This window comes from Mycobacterium sp. IDUB_28 (assembly GCF_055419285.1).
The window spans coordinates 95922-113167 of the sequence record NZ_JBVAXK010000008.1; the positions used below are offsets into that span (position 1 = coordinate 95922).

At 66.1% G+C, this 17246-nt stretch carries 17 protein-coding genes; 6 read left to right on the forward strand and 11 right to left on the reverse strand.

What is annotated here, in order from left to right; all coding sequences use genetic code 11:
* Positions 1 to 14 precede the first annotated feature (14 nt).
* From ACZYZ9_RS17810 to ACZYZ9_RS17860, 11 genes are all read right to left on the reverse strand, one after another.
* Entirely contained in the window at positions 15 to 1490 is a 1476-nt protein-coding gene (locus ACZYZ9_RS17810; RefSeq protein WP_463827594.1) for an aldehyde dehydrogenase family protein, read from the reverse strand.
* Between the two features lie 34 nt (positions 1491 to 1524).
* The gene (locus ACZYZ9_RS17815; RefSeq protein WP_463827595.1) at positions 1525 to 2583 is read right to left on the reverse strand and encodes an alcohol dehydrogenase catalytic domain-containing protein; all 1059 of its coding nucleotides are present in this window, start codon (positions 2581 to 2583) and stop codon (positions 1525 to 1527) included.
* A complete protein-coding gene (locus tag ACZYZ9_RS17820; protein ID WP_463827596.1) occupies positions 2576 to 2980 on the reverse strand; it encodes a hypothetical protein in 405 nt (134 codons plus the stop codon). The genes ACZYZ9_RS17815 and ACZYZ9_RS17820 overlap by 8 nt, the downstream gene beginning before the upstream one ends.
* Positions 2981 to 3201: 221 nt before the next feature.
* Positions 3202 to 3636 (reverse strand): ester cyclase, encoded by a 435-nt coding sequence (locus ACZYZ9_RS17825; RefSeq protein ID WP_463827597.1) that lies wholly within the window; start codon positions 3634 to 3636, stop codon positions 3202 to 3204.
* Between the two features lie 109 nt (positions 3637 to 3745).
* Entirely contained in the window at positions 3746 to 4510 is a 765-nt protein-coding gene (locus ACZYZ9_RS17830; protein ID WP_463827598.1) for an SDR family NAD(P)-dependent oxidoreductase, read from the reverse strand.
* Positions 4507 to 4977 (reverse strand): aromatic-ring-hydroxylating dioxygenase subunit beta, encoded by a 471-nt coding sequence (locus tag ACZYZ9_RS17835; protein ID WP_463827782.1) that lies wholly within the window; start codon positions 4975 to 4977, stop codon positions 4507 to 4509. Before ACZYZ9_RS17835 ends, ACZYZ9_RS17830 begins: the two co-directional genes overlap by 4 nt.
* Before the next feature lie 2 nt (positions 4978 to 4979).
* Positions 4980 to 6284, reverse strand: coding sequence for an aromatic ring-hydroxylating oxygenase subunit alpha (locus ACZYZ9_RS17840; RefSeq protein WP_463827599.1), 1305 nt, complete (start codon positions 6282 to 6284; stop codon positions 4980 to 4982).
* Complete coding sequence (locus ACZYZ9_RS17845) at positions 6281 to 7114, reverse strand: alpha/beta fold hydrolase (protein WP_463827600.1); 834 nt, start codon at positions 7112 to 7114, stop codon at positions 6281 to 6283. Before ACZYZ9_RS17845 ends, ACZYZ9_RS17840 begins: the two co-directional genes overlap by 4 nt.
* Complete coding sequence (locus ACZYZ9_RS17850) at positions 7111 to 8187, reverse strand: DODA-type extradiol aromatic ring-opening family dioxygenase (protein ID WP_463827601.1); 1077 nt, start codon at positions 8185 to 8187, stop codon at positions 7111 to 7113. The genes ACZYZ9_RS17845 and ACZYZ9_RS17850 overlap by 4 nt, the downstream gene beginning before the upstream one ends.
* On the reverse strand, positions 8184 to 9179 hold the full coding sequence (locus tag ACZYZ9_RS17855) for an amidohydrolase family protein (RefSeq protein WP_463827602.1): 996 nt from the start codon (positions 9177 to 9179) through the stop codon (positions 8184 to 8186). The genes ACZYZ9_RS17850 and ACZYZ9_RS17855 overlap by 4 nt, the downstream gene beginning before the upstream one ends.
* A 145-nt stretch (positions 9180 to 9324) precedes the next feature.
* Positions 9325 to 10068: a FadR/GntR family transcriptional regulator gene (locus ACZYZ9_RS17860; protein WP_463827603.1), complete on the reverse strand. Its 744-nt coding sequence runs from the start codon at positions 10066 to 10068 to the stop codon at positions 9325 to 9327.
* A gap of 521 nt (positions 10069 to 10589) precedes the next feature.
* Between ACZYZ9_RS17860 and ACZYZ9_RS17865 the strand changes: the two genes are divergently transcribed.
* Genes ACZYZ9_RS17865 through ACZYZ9_RS17890 form a run of 6 tightly spaced genes read left to right on the forward strand, consistent with a single transcriptional unit; the run spans position 10590 to position 17243 of the window.
* Positions 10590 to 11360, forward strand: a complete 771-nt coding sequence (locus tag ACZYZ9_RS17865; RefSeq protein ID WP_463827604.1) for an MlaE family ABC transporter permease — start codon at positions 10590 to 10592, stop codon at positions 11358 to 11360.
* A 44-nt stretch (positions 11361 to 11404) separates the two neighbouring features.
* On the forward strand, positions 11405 to 12235 hold the full coding sequence (locus tag ACZYZ9_RS17870; protein WP_463827783.1) for an ABC transporter permease: 831 nt from the start codon (positions 11405 to 11407) through the stop codon (positions 12233 to 12235).
* A 4-nt stretch (positions 12236 to 12239) separates the two neighbouring features.
* A complete protein-coding gene (locus ACZYZ9_RS17875) occupies positions 12240 to 13646 on the forward strand; it encodes an MCE family protein (RefSeq protein ID WP_463827605.1) in 1407 nt (468 codons plus the stop codon).
* Positions 13647 to 13684: 38 nt separating this feature from the next.
* The gene (locus tag ACZYZ9_RS17880) at positions 13685 to 14713 is read left to right on the forward strand and encodes a virulence factor Mce family protein (protein ID WP_463827606.1); all 1029 of its coding nucleotides are present in this window, start codon (positions 13685 to 13687) and stop codon (positions 14711 to 14713) included.
* Positions 14710 to 15975 (forward strand): MCE family protein, encoded by a 1266-nt coding sequence (locus ACZYZ9_RS17885; protein ID WP_463827607.1) that lies wholly within the window; start codon positions 14710 to 14712, stop codon positions 15973 to 15975. Before ACZYZ9_RS17880 ends, ACZYZ9_RS17885 begins: the two co-directional genes overlap by 4 nt.
* Positions 15972 to 17243, forward strand: coding sequence for a virulence factor Mce family protein (locus ACZYZ9_RS17890; RefSeq protein ID WP_463827608.1), 1272 nt, complete (start codon positions 15972 to 15974; stop codon positions 17241 to 17243). The genes ACZYZ9_RS17885 and ACZYZ9_RS17890 overlap by 4 nt, the downstream gene beginning before the upstream one ends.
* Positions 17244 to 17246 lie beyond the last annotated feature (3 nt).

Below are 17246 nucleotides of genomic sequence, written 5' to 3' on the forward strand. Positions count from 1 at the left end.
GGTCGGCTCCCGGGTCAATCGGCGTGGCTGAGCAGAATGTCGTACGGTTTGGCGGCGCGGCCACCGGACAGGTCCAGATGGACGGTCTTGACCTCGGTGTAGGCGTCCAGTGCGTCCGGCCCGAGTTCGCGGCCCACGCCGCTCTGCTTGTAGCCGCCGAACGGCAGTTGGCAGTTGATCTGGTGGGCGTCGTTGATCCAGACGCTGCCGCACTCGATCCGCTCGGCGATGGCAAGCGCCCGCGCGTTGTCGGTGCTCCAGATGCTGGCCGCCAGGCCGTATTCGGAGTCGTTGGCGATGGCGACGGCGTCGTCGTCACCGCTGTAGGGGATCACCACCAGGACGGGGCCGAAGACCTCCTCCCGGGCGATGCGCATGTCGTTGCGCACCCCGGTCAGGATGGTCGGCGCCACCCAGAATCCGTCCCGCTGCAGCGCTTCTCCGCCCAGCGCGACGGTCGCGCCCTCCTCGGTGGCGCCGCGGACGTAGGCCAGAATGCGGTCCCGCTGCTTGGCGTCGATGACGGGGCCCATATCGGTGTCCCAGTCCCGGGTCTCGCCGACGACGATGGTCTTGGCGCGCTGCACCAACCGGGCCACGAACTCGTCGTGCAGGTGGGCGGGGACCAGTGCGCGAGTGCCGGATTCGCACACCTGACCGGAGTAGACGAAGCAGCCGTACAGGATGCCGTCGACGGCCATGTCGAGGTCGGCATCGTCCAGCACGATCGAGGGGCCCTTGCCGCCGAGTTCCAGGGTGACGTTTTTGACCGAACCCGCTGCCAGGCGCATGATTTCGCGCCCGATCGCAGTCGATCCGGTGAACGCGATCTTGCCGACGTCGGGGTGGCTGGCCAGCCTGGCGCCGGCCTCGGGCCCGTCACCGGGTACCACGTTGAGGACCCCGGCAGGCAGGCCGTTGCGTTCGGCTATCCGGGCGAACTCCAGGATCGACAGCGGGGTGTGCTCGTCGGGCTTGACGACCACGCTGTTGCCCGCGGCCAGCGCCGGACCCACCTTCCACAGGGTCAGCAGCAGCGGAAAGTTCCACGGCGCGATCGCGCCGACCACTCCGATCGGTTCGCGGTGTACCACTGCCTGGCTCAGGGCGGGGAAGTTGGCGATGGGTGCCGGACGTTGCCAGGCATAAACTTCGGCCAGATCTGCGAAATAGGCGAAATGTGCCAGCGCATAACCGATGTGAAAACCGGTCGCCTGTCGAACTGTCGCACCGTTGGCGGACAGCTCCAACTCCACCAGTTCTTCTGCGGCGTCGTTGGCTGCCGCCACGATGCGTCGCATGATGGCGGCCCGCTCCGGTGGCGTCTTGAGCCGCCAGACGCCGGAATCGAAGGTGGTTTTGGCCGCTGCCACCGCGACATCGATGTGGCTGGCGTCGCCGCGCGCGACGGTGGCCACCGCGGCCCCGGTGCTCGGGTCGGTGATTGTCATCCGGCGTCGGGTGTCGACGTCGCGACCGCCGATTCGCATCGAATGATGTTGAATCTCAGTAGTCGTCGTCATATCAGGCCTTTGGGTCCAGGACGATCTTGGTAGCCTCGCGGGCTTCGAACATGCGGTAGGCCTCCGCGGCCTGCGACATGGGCATCCGGTGCGAGATGATCGAGCTCGGGCTGAGTTTGCCGGCCGCGGTCAGGGCAATGACTTCATCGATGTACTCGGTGATGTGCGAGACGCCCATCTGGACAGTGACCCCTTTGAGGTAGAGCTCGCCGAATGGAATGGTGAGTGCGTCCTCGGTGTAGACGCCGGGTATCGACAGCGTCCCGCCGGCACGGACCAGCGAAATCGCGGACAGCAGAGCCGATTCGTGGCCGACGGCGTCGATGACCAGGTCGGCTCCGCGCCAGTCGGTCATGTCCAGCACGGCATCGGCGGGATCGGTCTGGGCGGCGTTCACCGCCCCGGCGCCAAGGTTTTCCGCCTCCTTGAGGCGGGTGTCGACCTTGTCGATGACGACCACCCGCAAGGCTCCGAGCGCCAGGGCGGCCATTGCAGTGCACAACCCGACCGGGCCGGCGCCGACGACCGCGACGGTGTCGCCGGGCCGTAGCGCGCGGGCGACGGCTTCGTACCCGGTGGTCATGATGTCGCCGGCGAACAGGATGTCGTCGACGTTGACTGCGCCACCACCGGGCACCAACCGTGCCGTCCGGTCGGCGTTGGGCACCACGACGTACTCGGCCTGCCCGCCGGCCAGGTCGCCGAGCGCCAGACCGAGGCCGAATATCCGCGAGCCCGCACAGTTGCCGGGCTGGTGCCGTCGGCACTGGTAGCACGAACCGCAACTCACCACACACGAACCCACCACCCGGTCGCCGGTGCTGAACTGGCTGACCGCGACGCCCGCATCGACCACCGTGCCGAGGAATTCGTGTCCGAGCACGATGTCGGGTTCGACGTCGAGTCGACCCTCGTACGGGTGCAGGTCGGTACCGCAGATGGCGGTCCGTTCCACCCGCAGCAGAATGTCGGTGGGACTGGCGATTTCGGGTACGGGAACCTCTGCCACCTCGACGAGATGTGGTGCCCGCAGGACCACCGCGCGCATCGTGTCAGGCATGGGTCGCCGCGTCCTTGGGAGCGATCTTCTCCCGGTACATCGGGAACAACGGCTTGGTCAGCGGCACCAGCTTGAGGATCTTATTGACCGGGCCCTTGGCCTTGACGTGCCCCTTGGCCAACCCGATCGCCAGGTTGTACTCGCCGCGCCAGAACTGGTCGGCGGTGTCGCCACGCATCAGCAGGGTGACGTCGGGCTTCACGTCGTTGGGACCGGGGATCACCTGGTAGTCGTCGCGGAAGACCATGGTCATCTCGCAGTCGGGATCGGTGTAGATCACTCGCATGACGATGTTGGCGGCGCGCAGCTTCGGACCGGATTCGGGGTGTGCGCCGGCATCGCGGAATACCCCGCCGATGTAGGTGTCCAACTCATCGAGATCTTTGAAAAAGCCCATTTCCCAACCACTTCCAGGTCGCTGTGACTGCTCTCACAAACGTAGGCCGCCGGGCGGGCTACTGACATTTCCCCATGGTGGACTTCTTGGTATCCCGGTAGGGATATGGGTGGCGACCAATCGGTTGCGTCACTGTCGGCCGGCGGCCGGCAGCTGCTGTCCGGACTCCGGGCACACGAAATTGCGGGTGCGCTGAAGGCGCGCGCAGACGCTGGCGGTGGTTAGTTCAGGCCGAGTTGGGCAAGCAGCGCGGCGACGTTCCAATAGGCGTGCACCGACACCGCGCGGCCGTCGCCGTCGACCTCCCAGACATCCATGCCCGGGACATCGAACGATCGGCCGGACGCCGGCACACCCGGGGGGAAGTCTGCGCCGGTGTGCGTGCCGGTCATCCGCCACTCCTGGGTGACCCGGCGGTTGGGGGTATCGACCAGCGGCGCACCTACCGCCTCGAAGGTCAGGTCGGGAAAGCCTGCCCAGGATGCGGTGAAGAAGTTGCCGGCCTGCTCGTGATTGGTGATCGGCTCGGGCAGGGAGGGGTCCACCCAGTGCACCGTCTCGGCAATCGCGGTCAGCGCGGTGTCCAGGTCACGCTGGTTCCACGCGGCGAAATAGCGGGCCGGGTAGCCGGCGAGGTCGGTGGTCGTGGCGGTCATGCGCAATGTCCAATCGTTGGCTGGGCAACTACGGTAACGCGTCGACCGGTACCGATTCGTCACACCGATGGGAGGTCTTCTGCCGCCCCTTGGGGGTGCCGTCCGGTGCTCAGCCCATGCTGGCGCCGCCGTTGACATAGATGGTCTGCCCGGTGACGAAGCGACTGTCGTCACCGGCCAGGAACGCCACTGCCGCGGCGACCTCAGCCGGATCTCCGGGTCGCCCGAGGGGGACAAGCCCAGTTCCCTGCTCGACGACACGGTGCAGTCGCGCCGGCGCCGTGCCGGAGTCGAGGGTCTCGGCGAGTTCGGGGGTGCGCACATAACACGGCGCAACGGTGTTGGCGGTGATTCCGGCGGTGCCGAATTCGCGGGCCAGGCCGGTGACCATGGCGTGCACGCCACCTTTGGCGGTGTTGTACATGGCGTGATCGATCAGCCCGGTGCGCACCGAGTCGGCACCGATGTTGACGATCCGGCCGTAGCCGCGAGAAATCATGTGCGGCAACACCGCTCGCACGCAGTGGATCGCGGTCCACAGGTTGTTGTCGATGGTGGCCCGCAGCGTTTCCTCGGTGTGTTCGAGGGTCGGGCGAATCACGCCGCCACCGGCATTGTTGACCAGGATGTCGAGATGACCGAGGGTTTCCAGCGCGGCTGCCACCAACTCGGCCGCCACGCCGGGGTGGTGCAGCTCACCGAAGTGCCCGCCGCTGATACCGGTTTGGCCGCAGAGCAGTTCGAGCTCCTCCGCGTTGCGGGTTGCTGCGAAAACCCCTGCACCGTCAGCGATGAGGCGCGCAACGATGCCCCGGCCGATACCGGATGCGGCGCCGGTGACGATTGCCGTCCGACCGTGCAGTGCGCCGCTCACAGGATGATCGCCACGTCGCCGACCGACCGCAGGTCCGTCAGGTCCAGTTCCGCGCGTTTGCAGCGAATCCGCAGGCCATCCGCGCCGTTACCAAGCCGGTAATGGTACTGGCCGACATAGCAATTGGTGCGGCCCGACCGGAACCGCCACACCGTGAACGACGCGGTCACCGCCAGTTCACCGACCGATCCTTCGTCGACCCGGACATTGAACACCTGATGGTTCGTTCGGGAGTGCGGGTACTCGCGGTGGGCGCGCCGGCTATTCAGCCGCGTGACGCGGGCCGCCAACCGCACCAGGTTGTCGTCGATGAGCATCAGGTCGTGCGCCGGGTCGCCGTCGCGGGCATCATTGCACGGCACCTCGTACTTGGCGTCCTTGTCGAACAGCAACAGCCAGTCGTCCAGCGCCCAGCTGTCCAGCAGGGCGGCTTCGGTGTACAGGTACTCCTCGACCTGGTGACGCATTGTCACCGCACACCGGCCAGGTCCGCGGCGTCACCCATCTGGTGTTGCCAACGCCGCCAGAACACCCGCATCTGTTCCTCGTCGTTGGCCATCGGATCACGTCCCATCCCGCGCGAAATGTCGTTCCATTCGACGCCGCCGCTGGCGAAGCCCTGTTGGCAGGATTCCAGCGCCTCCAGGTCGTCGGGGGTGGCGAAACCACCCGGACCGAGAAACGTCAGAAAGCTGTCCAACCGGCGTCGGCGCAACGCCTCGGATTCATCGGACGGGCCCAGTGCCCAGGCGGTGACGTCGACGGCATCCGCGGTGGGCGGGTAGAAGGTGCGCACCGTCACGGACATGATGTCGTTGATGATCAGATTCGGATAGATCAGCATGTTGCGGTTCACCTCGGACATGGCGTGCGCACGCCACTCACCGTGCTTGGCCACCAGATCTGCACGCAGTCGGTCGATTTCGGTGCGGGCGTGGTCGCCGAACAGCGGTTCCCACTTCGCCACCGGGCGTCCCCACGGTGAGCTGTACTCGATGACGGTGTGACCGTTGCCGAGGTCGATGGCCGTACCACTGACCCCGCCACGCAGGTCGGTCCCGATGGAGACCAGGTACTTGAAGTAGGTGTCGTGTGTGGACTCGGCGTGGTAGCCGTCAACGCTGTTCTCCACCAACAGCTTCCAGTTGGCATCGAAGCTGTACTGGTTGGTACCGCGGATGATCTCGGCCGAACCGCCGCAACCGTCCACGACGAGATCGATGTAGTCCTTGGCCCCGGCCAGGTAGGTCGGCAGGTCCACGATGCCGGCGTCGAAACTCGCGAACACGAACCCACGGTAGGAGTCGACCCGCGCCACCCGGCGCAGGCCGAGCTCGTCGAAATTCAACCCGTCGGCGTAGGCGTCGCGGTCCGGCACACCCTTGAGCCGACCCTCGGAGTCGAAGGTCCACGCATGGTAAAAGCACTGGAATACCTTGGAATTGCCGGATTCCTGCCGGCACACCAAGGCCCCGCGATGCGTGCAGGTGTTGTGAAACACGTTGACGTTGCCGGACTTGACGCCGCGCACCATGAAGACCGGTCGTCCGCCGATCGGTCGCCGAACGAAGTCGCCCGGATGGGGGATCTCCGATTCGTGTCCGACGTAGAGCCAGGACGTGGCGAAGATCCGGTCCACTTCGGCTCGATGGATGTCGGGTGCGGTCATCGCCGACCGGTGCACCCGGAACCTGCCGGCTGCGGCGTCCTCTTCGACGATCGGCAACAGCGCTGTGGTCGGCCGGGCGAGTCCGGGTTCCGCCTCGGTGCTCATGGGCGGCTCAGGTAGTCGGCGACCAGTGCGGTGAACTCGTCGGCCCGCTCGATCTGGGTCCAGTGTCCGCAGGCGCTGAACACACGCAGGTCGGCATTGGGTAGCAGACCCACCATGGTCACCGAGACGTCCATCGGCACCACCTTGTCCTCCCGGCCGTGCACCAGCAGCGTCGGAGTGGCGATGGCACGCGCCTCGGCTTCGGTGATGCCGAGTTGTGATCCGGCGTGCCGGGAATCGAAAAACATTGCGCGATAGGCTTCGTGGGCCCCGCCGGCGATACTCGCCCGGTAGCGGCTGTCGACGAGTTCGTCGGTGATCATGGTCGGGTCGACCGCGAAATAGTTGCGCAGCAGGTCGCGCATCGCCCGGTGCGACGGTTGGTAGGCACGCAGCGCCGCCAGTCCGGCGGTGGGTGTCATACCGACCCCGGGGGCGCCCATCAGCACCATCTTTTCGACGCGATCCGGCCGGTCGGTCACCATCTGCAGCGCGATGCGGCCGCCCAGCGAGTTGCCGACGATCGAGGTCTGCACGATGCCGTGCGCGTCGAGAAAGGACCACACGTGATCGGTCCAGGTGCGCAGCGAATAGACAATGTCGTCGGGCCGCTCGGTGCCGCCGAAGCCGACGATGTCGGGAGCCAGCACCCGGAACCGGTGCGCCAGGGCCGCGATGTTGTGCTGCCAGTTGGCCAGCGCGGACGCTCCCGGCCCGGACCCGTGCAGCATCAGGATCGGGCGACCGGAGCCGGCCTGCAGGTAGGTGGTAGCGACGCCGGCGGCGTCGATGTTGCGGGAGTCGAGGTCGGCGGTGGCTGACGTCGTCATCGGGGGCATCCTTCCTGGAACACGGCAAAACACTTGTTGGAGTTGAAGACATCCGTGGTGATCAGTTCTGACCAGGTCAGCTCCAGGCCCAGTTCTTCGACGGCACCGGTCAGACAGAACCAGTTCAGCATCTCGTGCTGACCGGAGTCCACGATGTCGCGGCTGGGAGTGGCCCGCCAGGCGGCGTAGTCGCGCGCGGCGAACAGTCGATAGAGCCGGTGATCGGCGGCCGTGTCGGGGGTAAGGTGCCAGGTCTTGTCGGTCAGAAACGCGTGCGACCAACTCGACGATGCCACCAGCGCGACCCGTAGCTCGCAATCCCGCAGCGCTTTCGCCACCGCACGACCCAACTCGAAGCAACGCGCCGGAGTCGGGCCGGACGGGTCCAGTTGTTCCGCGGCGATCTCGGCGAACCTGGCCAGGCCGCCCCGGCGGGTGATCGCGTGCTGGCCATAGCAATTGACGGTGATCGGGAGCAGCCGATAGTCGAAACAGGCTCCCGCGTTGGGGTAGTCCAAGAAGAGTTGGGTGTTCACAATCGCATGCGGGAAAGGCGATTCGGGGCGTTTGCGGTAGGAGTAGGCGATGTCGAAGCCGGCCCCGATGAGATCGTTCGCCAGCCGGCGCGCCTCGTCGGCGGCCCCGTGCAGGGTGATCGTGGTGTCCTCGGGCAGGCCCCAGGGGTTCGGGCTGCCGCGGCGCGTCATCAGCTCGAAGGGGTTGACGGCGACGTCACCGTAGGCGAGCACGCAGAATGGCGGGATCACTTCTTCGCGGAAGTTCTCGTACTGATCGTCACCCCACACCACGACCACGTCGGGCGCGAAGTCGTCGAGCGCTGCCCGGCAACGAGCAAGATTGTCCACCAATATCTTTCGATGGTGCGCGGCGGCGACGAGACCGCCGTCGGTGCCCCACTCGGCGCGCATCGACGCCGGCCAGCCCGCGGGATCCTTGACCTCGGCCGGGATGTCGGGATCTTGCAGGGTCCAACGCAACAGGTCGGCCATGTGCTCGTCGGTACCGGCCAGCAGCGGGTAGTGGGTCAGGCCCAGACCCAGAAACTGCGTCATGCTGCTCCTAAGTTGCTGCGGCAGATCTTGTGCCGAAGGTCGGCCGACAGGGTCGAGATCACGTCGTCCAGCGGCTCGGGCATCGCGGCAAAGGGATAGTCGGAACCGAAAACCACGTTGCCGGAACCGAATACATCGACTGCCTCATGCAGGGCCGTGTCGCGATAGGTCAGGCTGTCGCACCACAGCCGGCGGACCAACCGGCTCGGTAGCTCGGGTGAGTCGACGGGGATGCCCGCCATGACGGCAGCCTTGTCCAGCCGGCCGATCAGGGCGGGCAGCGCACCGCCGCCGTGCGCCAGGCAGATGCGCGCGACCGGCCGACGAGCCAGCGCGCCACCGGCCAACAGTGCTGCCGCCGCCAGCGTCGTCTCGACCGGCATGCCGGCGCCGAAACCCAACCCGAGCTCGCGCACCCGGGCCGGCACATCCTGGTCGCTGGGGTGCACGAGGATGAACGCGTCCAGTTCCGCCGCCACGCCGAAAAACCGGTCCAGGCTGGGGTCGGCTAATTCGACGTCAGCAACCCGGGTCCCGATTTCGACGCCGAGGAAGCCGCGGGTCTGCATGCACCGGCGCAACTCATCGACAGCCCGGTCCGGGTCCTGCAGGGCGACAGCACCCAGCGCGGTGAAACGATCCGGGTGCCGGGAAGTGACCCGGGCGAAGAAGTCGTTCTGCAACGCCGCCAGTTCGGCCGCTCCGTGCGCGCACGCGCGATAGCAGAGGGTCACCGGAATGGGCGAAAGCACCTGAACTGCAACACCGTAACGATCCATGTCGGCCAGGCGTGCGGTCGTCGACCAGCTCCGGTGGTCGATCCGGCGGTATCGCCGGCCGCCGAACGCCAACCAGGCACCGGTCTCGTCGGTGCGTTGCAGGCTCGGCCAGCAATCCTGCGGATACGCAGCACCGAAGTCCGGCATCTCGGCGTCGATGGCATGGGTGTGGACGTCGATGATGCCCGGGAGAGGGTCGGTGTTGGCGATCATGGCTCCGCGCGACGTCGTCGGGGCAGGTTGCTCGGGGACTAGGCTAGGCTATTATGCATCCATAATTCAAGAAATAGCTGCACAATTCCTTAGGCTGCGTGAGGCAACCGGAAAGGTGCGATGGAGTGCCGTGGGACGCGGTCGGTCAGGGATGCTGCGGTGTGTTCGGTGTCCGGTCCGGATCATCCACGCGGATCAGGTCCTGATCATGCCGGTTGATGGCGTCGACGAACGACGCCTGATCGTGCAGGGCGATAGCCGCGACGATGTCGTCATGGACGTCAAGGCTGTTGGCCAACAGCGGTTCATAACCGGCGACGAAGACCACCCGGGTCAGCATCGCCCTGATACTGGTGACGAGCAACTGGTGCATGCCTTCCAGGACAGGGATGTGGGCTGCAGCAGCGACCACCCGATGAAAGGCGATGACGGAGTCGAAGAATCGCGGCGCGTCGGTGCTGGCCCGCAGCGTCGCCATCGCCGCACGCATCGCGGTGATGTCGGCACTGGTGGCCCGTTCGAACGCCGCCTTGGTGAGGCCGAACTCCAGATACAACCGCGCTTCGAAAAGGTCCAACGGGTGCGGTGTGGACGGCTGGAACCACAGGTCCAGGGCGCCCAATCGCACCTGCGGGGGCGCACTGGCCACGGTGATCCCGCCGCCCGGGCCGGGTTTGACCGCGACCAGGTCGCGGTCGCGCAGAATCCGCAACGTTTCGTTCATCACCGTTGGGCTGATCCCGAACCGGTCCATGATCTCCGAGCGGCGGCCCAGATGGGCGCCTACCGGCAGGCGGGCGTGCAGAATCTCGTGTTCCAAGTCTGCGGCGACGCGTTCCGCCCGAGAAGGGCCGCGAGACGAACCCGGCGGCTGTTCGCGAGGTGGCACGCAGTCCCCTTCCGGATCGTCGGCGCCACGGTAGCGCCGCAACACAAGTCTGGCAGCATCGGGCTCCCCATTGAGACAGGCATGCGCCATCCGCCGATGGCGGGCGGCGCCGGCACCGGCCTCCGGACGCGCCCGGTGCGCCGGAGTCCGGAGCGAGCGCCACCAATATGGTTGTCGCACAACGTAATCGCGATGTCGGAGGATGAAGGTGTCTGGCGCCCGGTGCAGTTGCGGAACTGGCGTTGTGATCACAGATCCGGTCGGCCGGGCCGGACGGGCGGCGGCCGGTCGCTGCCGGTAGTTGGACGTGTGCCCAGCAAACACAAGACGCCGTTTCCCGTGCTGGCGGCGAAAGTGCCCCTGTTGGGGTACTGATTATCCCTCTTGATGGAGCAGTCGGCGGACCGGCGCGCTGGATAGCGTTCCCACATGCCCTCGGCCACCCTTTTCTCTGCACGACCGCAGGCGACTGCTGTCGCCGGTGTGGTCGGTGCACGCCCCTGTGTTTCGGGGGGGAATTGATGCTGACCTCGGCCGTCGCCACCAAACCGCTGCGGGCAGTCGGCGGTTTCTTCGCGATGTCGCTGGACGCCTTCGTGTTGATGTTCAGGCCGCCGATCGCCTGGCATGAATATCTGAACCAGAGTTGGTTCGTGGCGCGCGTATCGATGTTGCCCGCGTTGATGATGACGCTGCCCTACTCGGTGATCCTGACGTTCATCTTCAATATCCTGTTGACCGAGATCGGTGCCGGCGACTTCTCCGGAACCGGGGCGGCCGTCGGCACGGTGAACCAGATCGCGCCGATCGTCACCGTTTTGGTGGTGTCGGGCGCCGGCGCCACCGCCATGTGTGCGGACCTCGGCGCGCGCACCATCCGCGAGGAACTGGACGCACTGCGGGTGATGGGAATCAACCCCTTACAAGCCCTGGTGGTTCCGCGCGTGCTGGCGGCCACCACGGTGGCGCTGGCGCTGGAGTCGGCGGTGACTGTGGTGGGGCTGTCCGGTGCCTTCTTCTTCACGGTGTACGTCCAGCACGTCTCGGCGGGAGCGTTCGTCACCGGACTGACGACGCTCACCAGTCTGGGCGACGTCATCGTCTCGCTGGTCAAGGCGGCGCTGTTCGGTATGGCCGCCGGGCTGATCGCCTGCTACATGGGCATCTCGGTGGGTGGCGGCCCGGCCGGCGTCGGCAACGCGGTCAACGAGACGGTCGTGTTCACCTTCATGGTGCTGTTCGCGATCAATGTCATTGTGACCGCCGTCGGTATCCAGTTCACGGTGACATGAGTGCAATGACACATACGACCGCCTCCGTGAGTGTTCCGGCTGCAATGGCACCCCGATTGCGGCGCGCGGTCGGCAACGTCGTGCTGGGCTGGAATCGGGTCGGGTCCCAGATGCATTTCTACGCCGGGACATTGGGGTCCATTCCGGACGCGGTGGTCAACTACCGCGGTGAGTTGCTCCGGCTGATCGCCCAAATGGGTTTGGGCGCTGCGGCGCTGGCGATGATCGGCGGCACCGTGGTGATCGTCGGGTTCCTGACCATGACCACCGGCGCCCTGGTGGCGGTGCAGGGCTACAACCAGCTGTCTTCGGTGGGTATCGAAGCCCTGACCGGCTTCGCGTCGGCCTACTTCAATGTGCGGCTGATCGTGCCGGGAACCGCGTCGGTCGCGCTGTCGGCGACCATCGGTGCCGGCGCGACCGCGCAGATCGGCGCGATGCGGATCAACGAGGAGATCGACGCGCTCGAGGTGATCGGCATCCGCAGCGTCAGCTACCTGGCATCGACTCGGGTGGTGGCCGGCGTCGTGGTCGTCATTCCGCTGTACTGCGTGGCAATCATGATGGCATTTCTCGCATCTCGCGCCGGCACCACCGCGATCTACGGGCAGGGATCCGGTGTGTACGACCACTATTTCAACACTTTCCTCAGCCCCCGCGACATCATCTGGTCCTTCTTCCAGGTGGTGGCGATCACCGTCGTGATGATGCTCGTGCACACCTACTACGGGTTCAACGCGCACGGCGGTCCGGCCGGCGTCGGCGAGGCGGTCGGCCGGGCGGTGCGCACCTCGATGGTGGTCGCGGCGGTGGAGATCGTGATGATCACCCTGGCGGTGTACGGCCAGTCCGGCAACTTCCATCTTGCGGGTTAGCGACATGAAACATGCTGCGGGAGAGCACCGCATCCCTTCGGTCTGGTGGACAGTGATCCTGCTGGCGGCTGTCGGCGTCTTCATGTTCGTCACGACGACGGCGTTCGCCGGCACATTCCGGTCCTATGTGCCGGTGACCCTGACTTCTGATCGTGCGGGACTGGTCATGGAGGAAGGTGCCAAGGTCGAGATGCGGGGTGTGCAGGTCGGACGGGTCGGTGCCGTCGGCGACGCGCGGAACGCCGCCAGCTTGAAGCTGGAGATCGACCCCGACCAGATCCGCTACATCCCGTCCAATGTGCAGGCAAAGATCAGTGCCACCACCGCTTTCGGCGCAAAATTCGTCGAACTCGTCTATCCGGACAGCCCGAGCCGGACCCCGTTGGCTTCGGGTGCGGAGCTGCGCTCGACAAACGTCAGCACCGAAGTCAACACAGTTTTCCAGAATGTCGTCGATCTGTTGAAGATGATCGATCCGGTCAAGCTGAACGCGGTGCTGTCTGCGGTCGCCGACGGCGTGCGCGGCCAGGGCCCGCGGATGGGCCGGGCCACTACCGACCTCAACCAGGTGCTGCAGGCCCTGAACGCGCGTAGCGAAACCATGCGCCAGGACTGGCGTTCCTTCAAGAATTTCAACGACACCTACGACCGCGCGGCCCGAAACCTGGTGGCGATCCTGAACGCCGGCAGCACCACCAGTTCGACGGTGGTAGACCATGCCAAGTCGCTGGATGCGTTGCTGCTCAACATCATCGGCTTCTCGGGCGCCGGCACCAATCTGCTCGGCAACAGTAGAGACAACCTGGTCAACGGGATCAACGGCCTGGAACCGACTACCAATCTGCTGTTCAAGTACAGCCCGGAGTACACCTGCTTCCTGCAGGGCACCAAGTGGTATCTGGACAACGGAGGCTATGCGGCCTGGGGTGGCGACGGCCGCACGCTGCAACTGGATGTCGCGCTGCTGCTGGGCAACGATCCCTACGTCTTTCCCGACAACCTGCCGCGCGTCGCGGCCAAGGGCGGACCCGGCGGGAAACCGGGCTGCGGGTCGCTGCCGGACGCGTCGAAGAACTTCCCGGTGCGCCAGTTGATCACCAACACCGGCTGGGGCGACGGCCTCGACATCCGCCCCAATCCCGGTCTGGGACATCCGTGTTGGGCAAACTACCTTCCGGTGACCCGGGGGACACCCGAGCCGCCGTCGATCCGCCAGTGCCTTCCCGGGCCGGCGATCGGACCGAACCCGGGCGCACCACCGTACGGGGCGCCGCTGTACGGCCCAGGTGGCGTGCCGCTGTGGCCGGGAGTGCCACCCGCCGCCCCGGCGAGCGACCCCGCCCCGGCGGGGGTGCCACCCCCGCCGCCACCACCGAGCGAGCCGGGCCCGCCGCAACCGGGTCCCAACTGATCCAAACCCACCCCCATCCGCCCAGGAGAGAACACACAATGCGGGAGAACCTCAGAGGCATCGTGTTACGCCTCGCCATCTTCCTGGGCGTGTGTGGACTTGCCGCGACGTTGCTGGTCGGGGTATTCGGCGAGGTGCGGTTCGGTGCGGGCAACACCTACTATGCCGAGTTCACCAATGTGTCCAACCTGCGCGAGGGCAAACTGGTCCGCATCGCGGGCGTGGAGGTCGGCAAGGTCAACGCCATCTCGGTCAACCCCGATGCGACCGTGCATGTCGAGTTCACCGCCGACAAGTCGGTCACCCTCACCGAGGGAACCCGGGCGGCGATCCAGTACGACAACTTGTTCGGGGATCGCTACCTGGCGTTGCAGGAGGGTGCGGGCGGGGTTGCGGTGCTGCGCCCCGGCCAGACGATTCCGGTGGCCCGCACCCAGCCGGCGCTGGATCTGGATGCGTTGATCGGCGGCTTCCGCCCGCTGTTCCGGGCGCTCAACCCCGATCAGGTCAATGCCCTGAGCGAACAGTTGCTCGAGGCCTTTCAGGGTCAGGGGCCCACCATCGGCTCGTTCCTGAATCAGGCTGCCGCGGTGACCAATACGCTCGCCGACCGTGACGAGCTCTTCGGGCAGGTGATCACGAACCTCCACGTGGTGCTGGGTTCGCTTGGCGGACAGAGCGATCGGTTGGATAAGGCGGTCAGCTCACTGGCGGAGTTGATTCACGGGCTGGCCGCACGCAAGAACGACATCACCAATGCGGTGGCCTACACCAACGCCGCCGCCGGTTCGGTGGCCGACCTCATGGCGCAGGCCCGCGAACCGTTCCGCAAGGTGGTGCACGAGACCGACCGGGCAGCCGCGATCGCGGTGGCCGATCACGACTACCTGGACAACTTGCTCAACACGCTGCCCGACAAATATCAGGCTCTGGTGCGCCAGGGCATCTACGGCGACTATTTCGCCTTCTACTTCTGCGATGTAGTGCTCAAGGTCAACGGCAAAGGCGGACAGCCGGTTTACGTAAAGGTGGCCGGCCAGAGCACGGGACGGTGTGCGCCGAAATGAAAAGCTTCTCCGAACGCAACCCGCTGATCATCGGCGCCGTCGGCCTCGTGGCGGTTACCGGTGTCGTCCTGGCGGCGCTGAACTACCAGAAGCTGCCCTTCTTCAACGACGGCAGGGACGTGTCCGCCTATTTCGCCGATGCAGGTGGGCTGCGCGACGGCAACACCGTCGAGGTTTCGGGCTATCCGGTGGGCAAGGTGTCCAGCATCGATCTCGAGCCGTCGGGTGTTCTGGTCAGGTTCAAGGTGGGCAAGGACATCCGGCTGGGGGACCGCACCGAGGCGGCCATCAAGACCAAGGGCCTGCTGGGCAGCAAGATCATCGACGTCCTGCCGCGCGGCGGTGGTTCGCTCGCCGGCCCGATTCCCATCGAGCGCACCATTTCGCCCTACCAGCTGCCCGAGGCGCTCGGCGACCTGGCGAACACCGTCAGCGGGCTCAACACCGAGCAGTTGTCCGGGTCGTTGAGCACGCTGGCGCACACCTTCGCCGACACCCCACCGGATCTGCACAACGCTCTGCTGGGCGTGGCGCGGTTCGCCGAGACACTCGACCGGCGCGACGCGCAACTGCGCACCCTGCTCAGTAATGCGGCCAAGGCCACCGGAGTGCTGGCCAAGCGCACCGACCAGATCGTGAACCTGGTGCATGACACGAACGCGCTGCTGGCTCAGCTGCGGACGCAGAGCGCAGCGCTGGGCCACATCTGGACCAACATGTCGGCGGTATCGCAGCAGCTGAAAGGTTTCATCGCAGAAAACCGGGAGCAGTTGCGTCCAGCGCTGGACAAGCTCAACGGGGTGCTGGCCATTGTCGAGAACCGCAAAGAGCGAATCCAGCAGGCGATCCCCATGATCAACAGCTATGTGATGTCGCTGGGGGAGTCGGTGTCATCCGGTCCCTTCTTCAAGGCATATGTGGTCAATCTGCTTCCGGGACAGTTCATTCAACCGTTCATCGGCGCGGCGTTCTCCGACCTGGGGTTGGACCCGGCCACCCTGCTGCCTTCGCAGCTGACCGACCCGCAGACCGGTCAGCCGGGAACCCCGCCACTGCCGATGCCGTACCCACGGACCGGGCAGGGCGGCCCGCCGCGGATGACCCTGCCCGACGCGATCACCGGCAACCCCGGCGATCCTCGCTACCCGGTCCGGGTCGAGCCGCCGGCGCCGCCGCCCGGTGGACCGCCACCCGGCCCACCCGCGCAGGTCCCGGCCGCTGTCCCAACGCAGGCCCTGCAGTCGCCGGGAGGTGAACCGTGACAACCAGACTCCGGCGCCCCCGGTCCGTGCTCGGCACGGTACTCGCCCTGATTCTGGTCGCGGGCGTGGTCGTGGCGATGCGGGCGACCGACCGGTCCGAACGCAACCAGGTGGTGGCCTACTTCGAGAACAGCAATGGCCTGTTCGCCGGCGACGACGTGCGGATCCGGGGCGTCCCGGTCGGCAAGATCGTCAAGATCGAGCCACAACCGTTGCGCGCCAAGGTGACCTTCTGGTTTGACCGCAAGTATAAGGTTCCCGCCGACGCCAAGGCCGCGATCCTGTCGCCGCAACTGGTCACCGGTCGGGCCATCCAGCTCACCCCGCCCTACAGCGGCGGGCCCACCATGGCCGACGGCGCCCAGATACCGCAGGACCGCACCGTGGTCCCGGTCGAATGGGACGACCTGCGCACCCAATTGCAACGCCTCACCGAGCTGCTCGCGCCGAGTCAGGCCGGCGGGGTGAGCACCCTGGGTTCACTGATCAACACCGCCGCCGACAACCTGCGCGGCCAGGGATCCACCATTCGCGACACCATTATCAAACTGTCGCAGGCGGTTTCGGCGCTCGGTGACCACAGCAACGACATCTTCACCACCTTCAAAGACCTGTCCACTCTGGTGACCGCACTGCACGACAGCGCCGACCTGCTCGAATCGCTCAACCGCAACCTGGCTTCGGTCACCTCGGTGCTGACCGACGACCCGAATAAAGTCGGCAAAGCCTTCGAGGACCTCAATTCGGTGGTGGGCGACCTGCGCAGTTTTGTCGCCGATCATCGCGAGGCGGTCGGCACCACCTCGGACAAGCTGGCTTCGATCAGCCAGGCGGTGGTCGCCAGTCTCGATGACCTCAAGCAGACGCTGCACATCGGTCCGACGGTGCTGCAGAATTTCAACAACATCTTCGAACCCGCCAACGGCGCGCTGACCGGTGCACTGGCGGGCAGTAATATGGCCAACCCGATTGCGTTCCTGTGCGGGGCAATCGAGGCTGCTTCCCGGCTGGGTGGGGATCAGGCCGCCAAGCTCTGCGCCCAGTACATGGCGCCCATTTTCAAGAACCGCCAGTACAACTTCCCGCCGATCGGGGAGAACCTGTTCGTCGGAGCGCAGGCCCGGCCCAATGAGGTGACCTACAGCGAGGATTGGATGCGACCGGACTTCGTGCCGCCGGCCCCCGCCGACCCCGGCCCGGCGCCGACCCCCACCAATCCCGCGGCCGGACTGCCCGGCATGATGCTCCCACCGGGAGGTGGTTCGTGAGAA

Coding starts and splice junctions, on each gene's coding strand:
- ACZYZ9_RS17840 (WP_463827599.1), bottom strand. CDS start 6,284: ATGAGCACCGAGGCGGAACCCGGACTCGCCCGGCCGACCACAGCGCTG.
- ACZYZ9_RS17875 (WP_463827605.1), top strand. CDS start 12,240: ATGAAACATGCTGCGGGAGAGCACCGCATCCCTTCGGTCTGGTGGACA.
- ACZYZ9_RS17825 (WP_463827597.1), bottom strand. CDS start 3,636: ATGACCGCCACGACCACCGACCTCGCCGGCTACCCGGCCCGCTATTTC.
- ACZYZ9_RS17870 (WP_463827783.1), top strand. CDS start 11,405: ATGGCACCCCGATTGCGGCGCGCGGTCGGCAACGTCGTGCTGGGCTGG.
- ACZYZ9_RS17880 (WP_463827606.1), top strand. CDS start 13,685: ATGCGGGAGAACCTCAGAGGCATCGTGTTACGCCTCGCCATCTTCCTG.
- ACZYZ9_RS17810 (WP_463827594.1), bottom strand. CDS start 1,490: ATGCGAATCGGCGGTCGCGACGTCGACACCCGACGCCGGATGACAATC.
- ACZYZ9_RS17835 (WP_463827782.1), bottom strand. CDS start 4,977: ATGCGTCACCAGGTCGAGGAGTACCTGTACACCGAAGCCGCCCTGCTG.
- ACZYZ9_RS17865 (WP_463827604.1), top strand. CDS start 10,590: ATGCTGACCTCGGCCGTCGCCACCAAACCGCTGCGGGCAGTCGGCGGT.
- ACZYZ9_RS17885 (WP_463827607.1), top strand. CDS start 14,710: ATGAAAAGCTTCTCCGAACGCAACCCGCTGATCATCGGCGCCGTCGGC.
- ACZYZ9_RS17815 (WP_463827595.1), bottom strand. CDS start 2,583: ATGCCTGACACGATGCGCGCGGTGGTCCTGCGGGCACCACATCTCGTC.
- ACZYZ9_RS17855 (WP_463827602.1), bottom strand. CDS start 9,179: ATGATCGCCAACACCGACCCTCTCCCGGGCATCATCGACGTCCACACC.
- ACZYZ9_RS17845 (WP_463827600.1), bottom strand. CDS start 7,114: ATGACGACGTCAGCCACCGCCGACCTCGACTCCCGCAACATCGACGCC.
- ACZYZ9_RS17820 (WP_463827596.1), bottom strand. CDS start 2,980: ATGGGCTTTTTCAAAGATCTCGATGAGTTGGACACCTACATCGGCGGG.
- ACZYZ9_RS17850 (WP_463827601.1), bottom strand. CDS start 8,187: ATGACGCAGTTTCTGGGTCTGGGCCTGACCCACTACCCGCTGCTGGCC.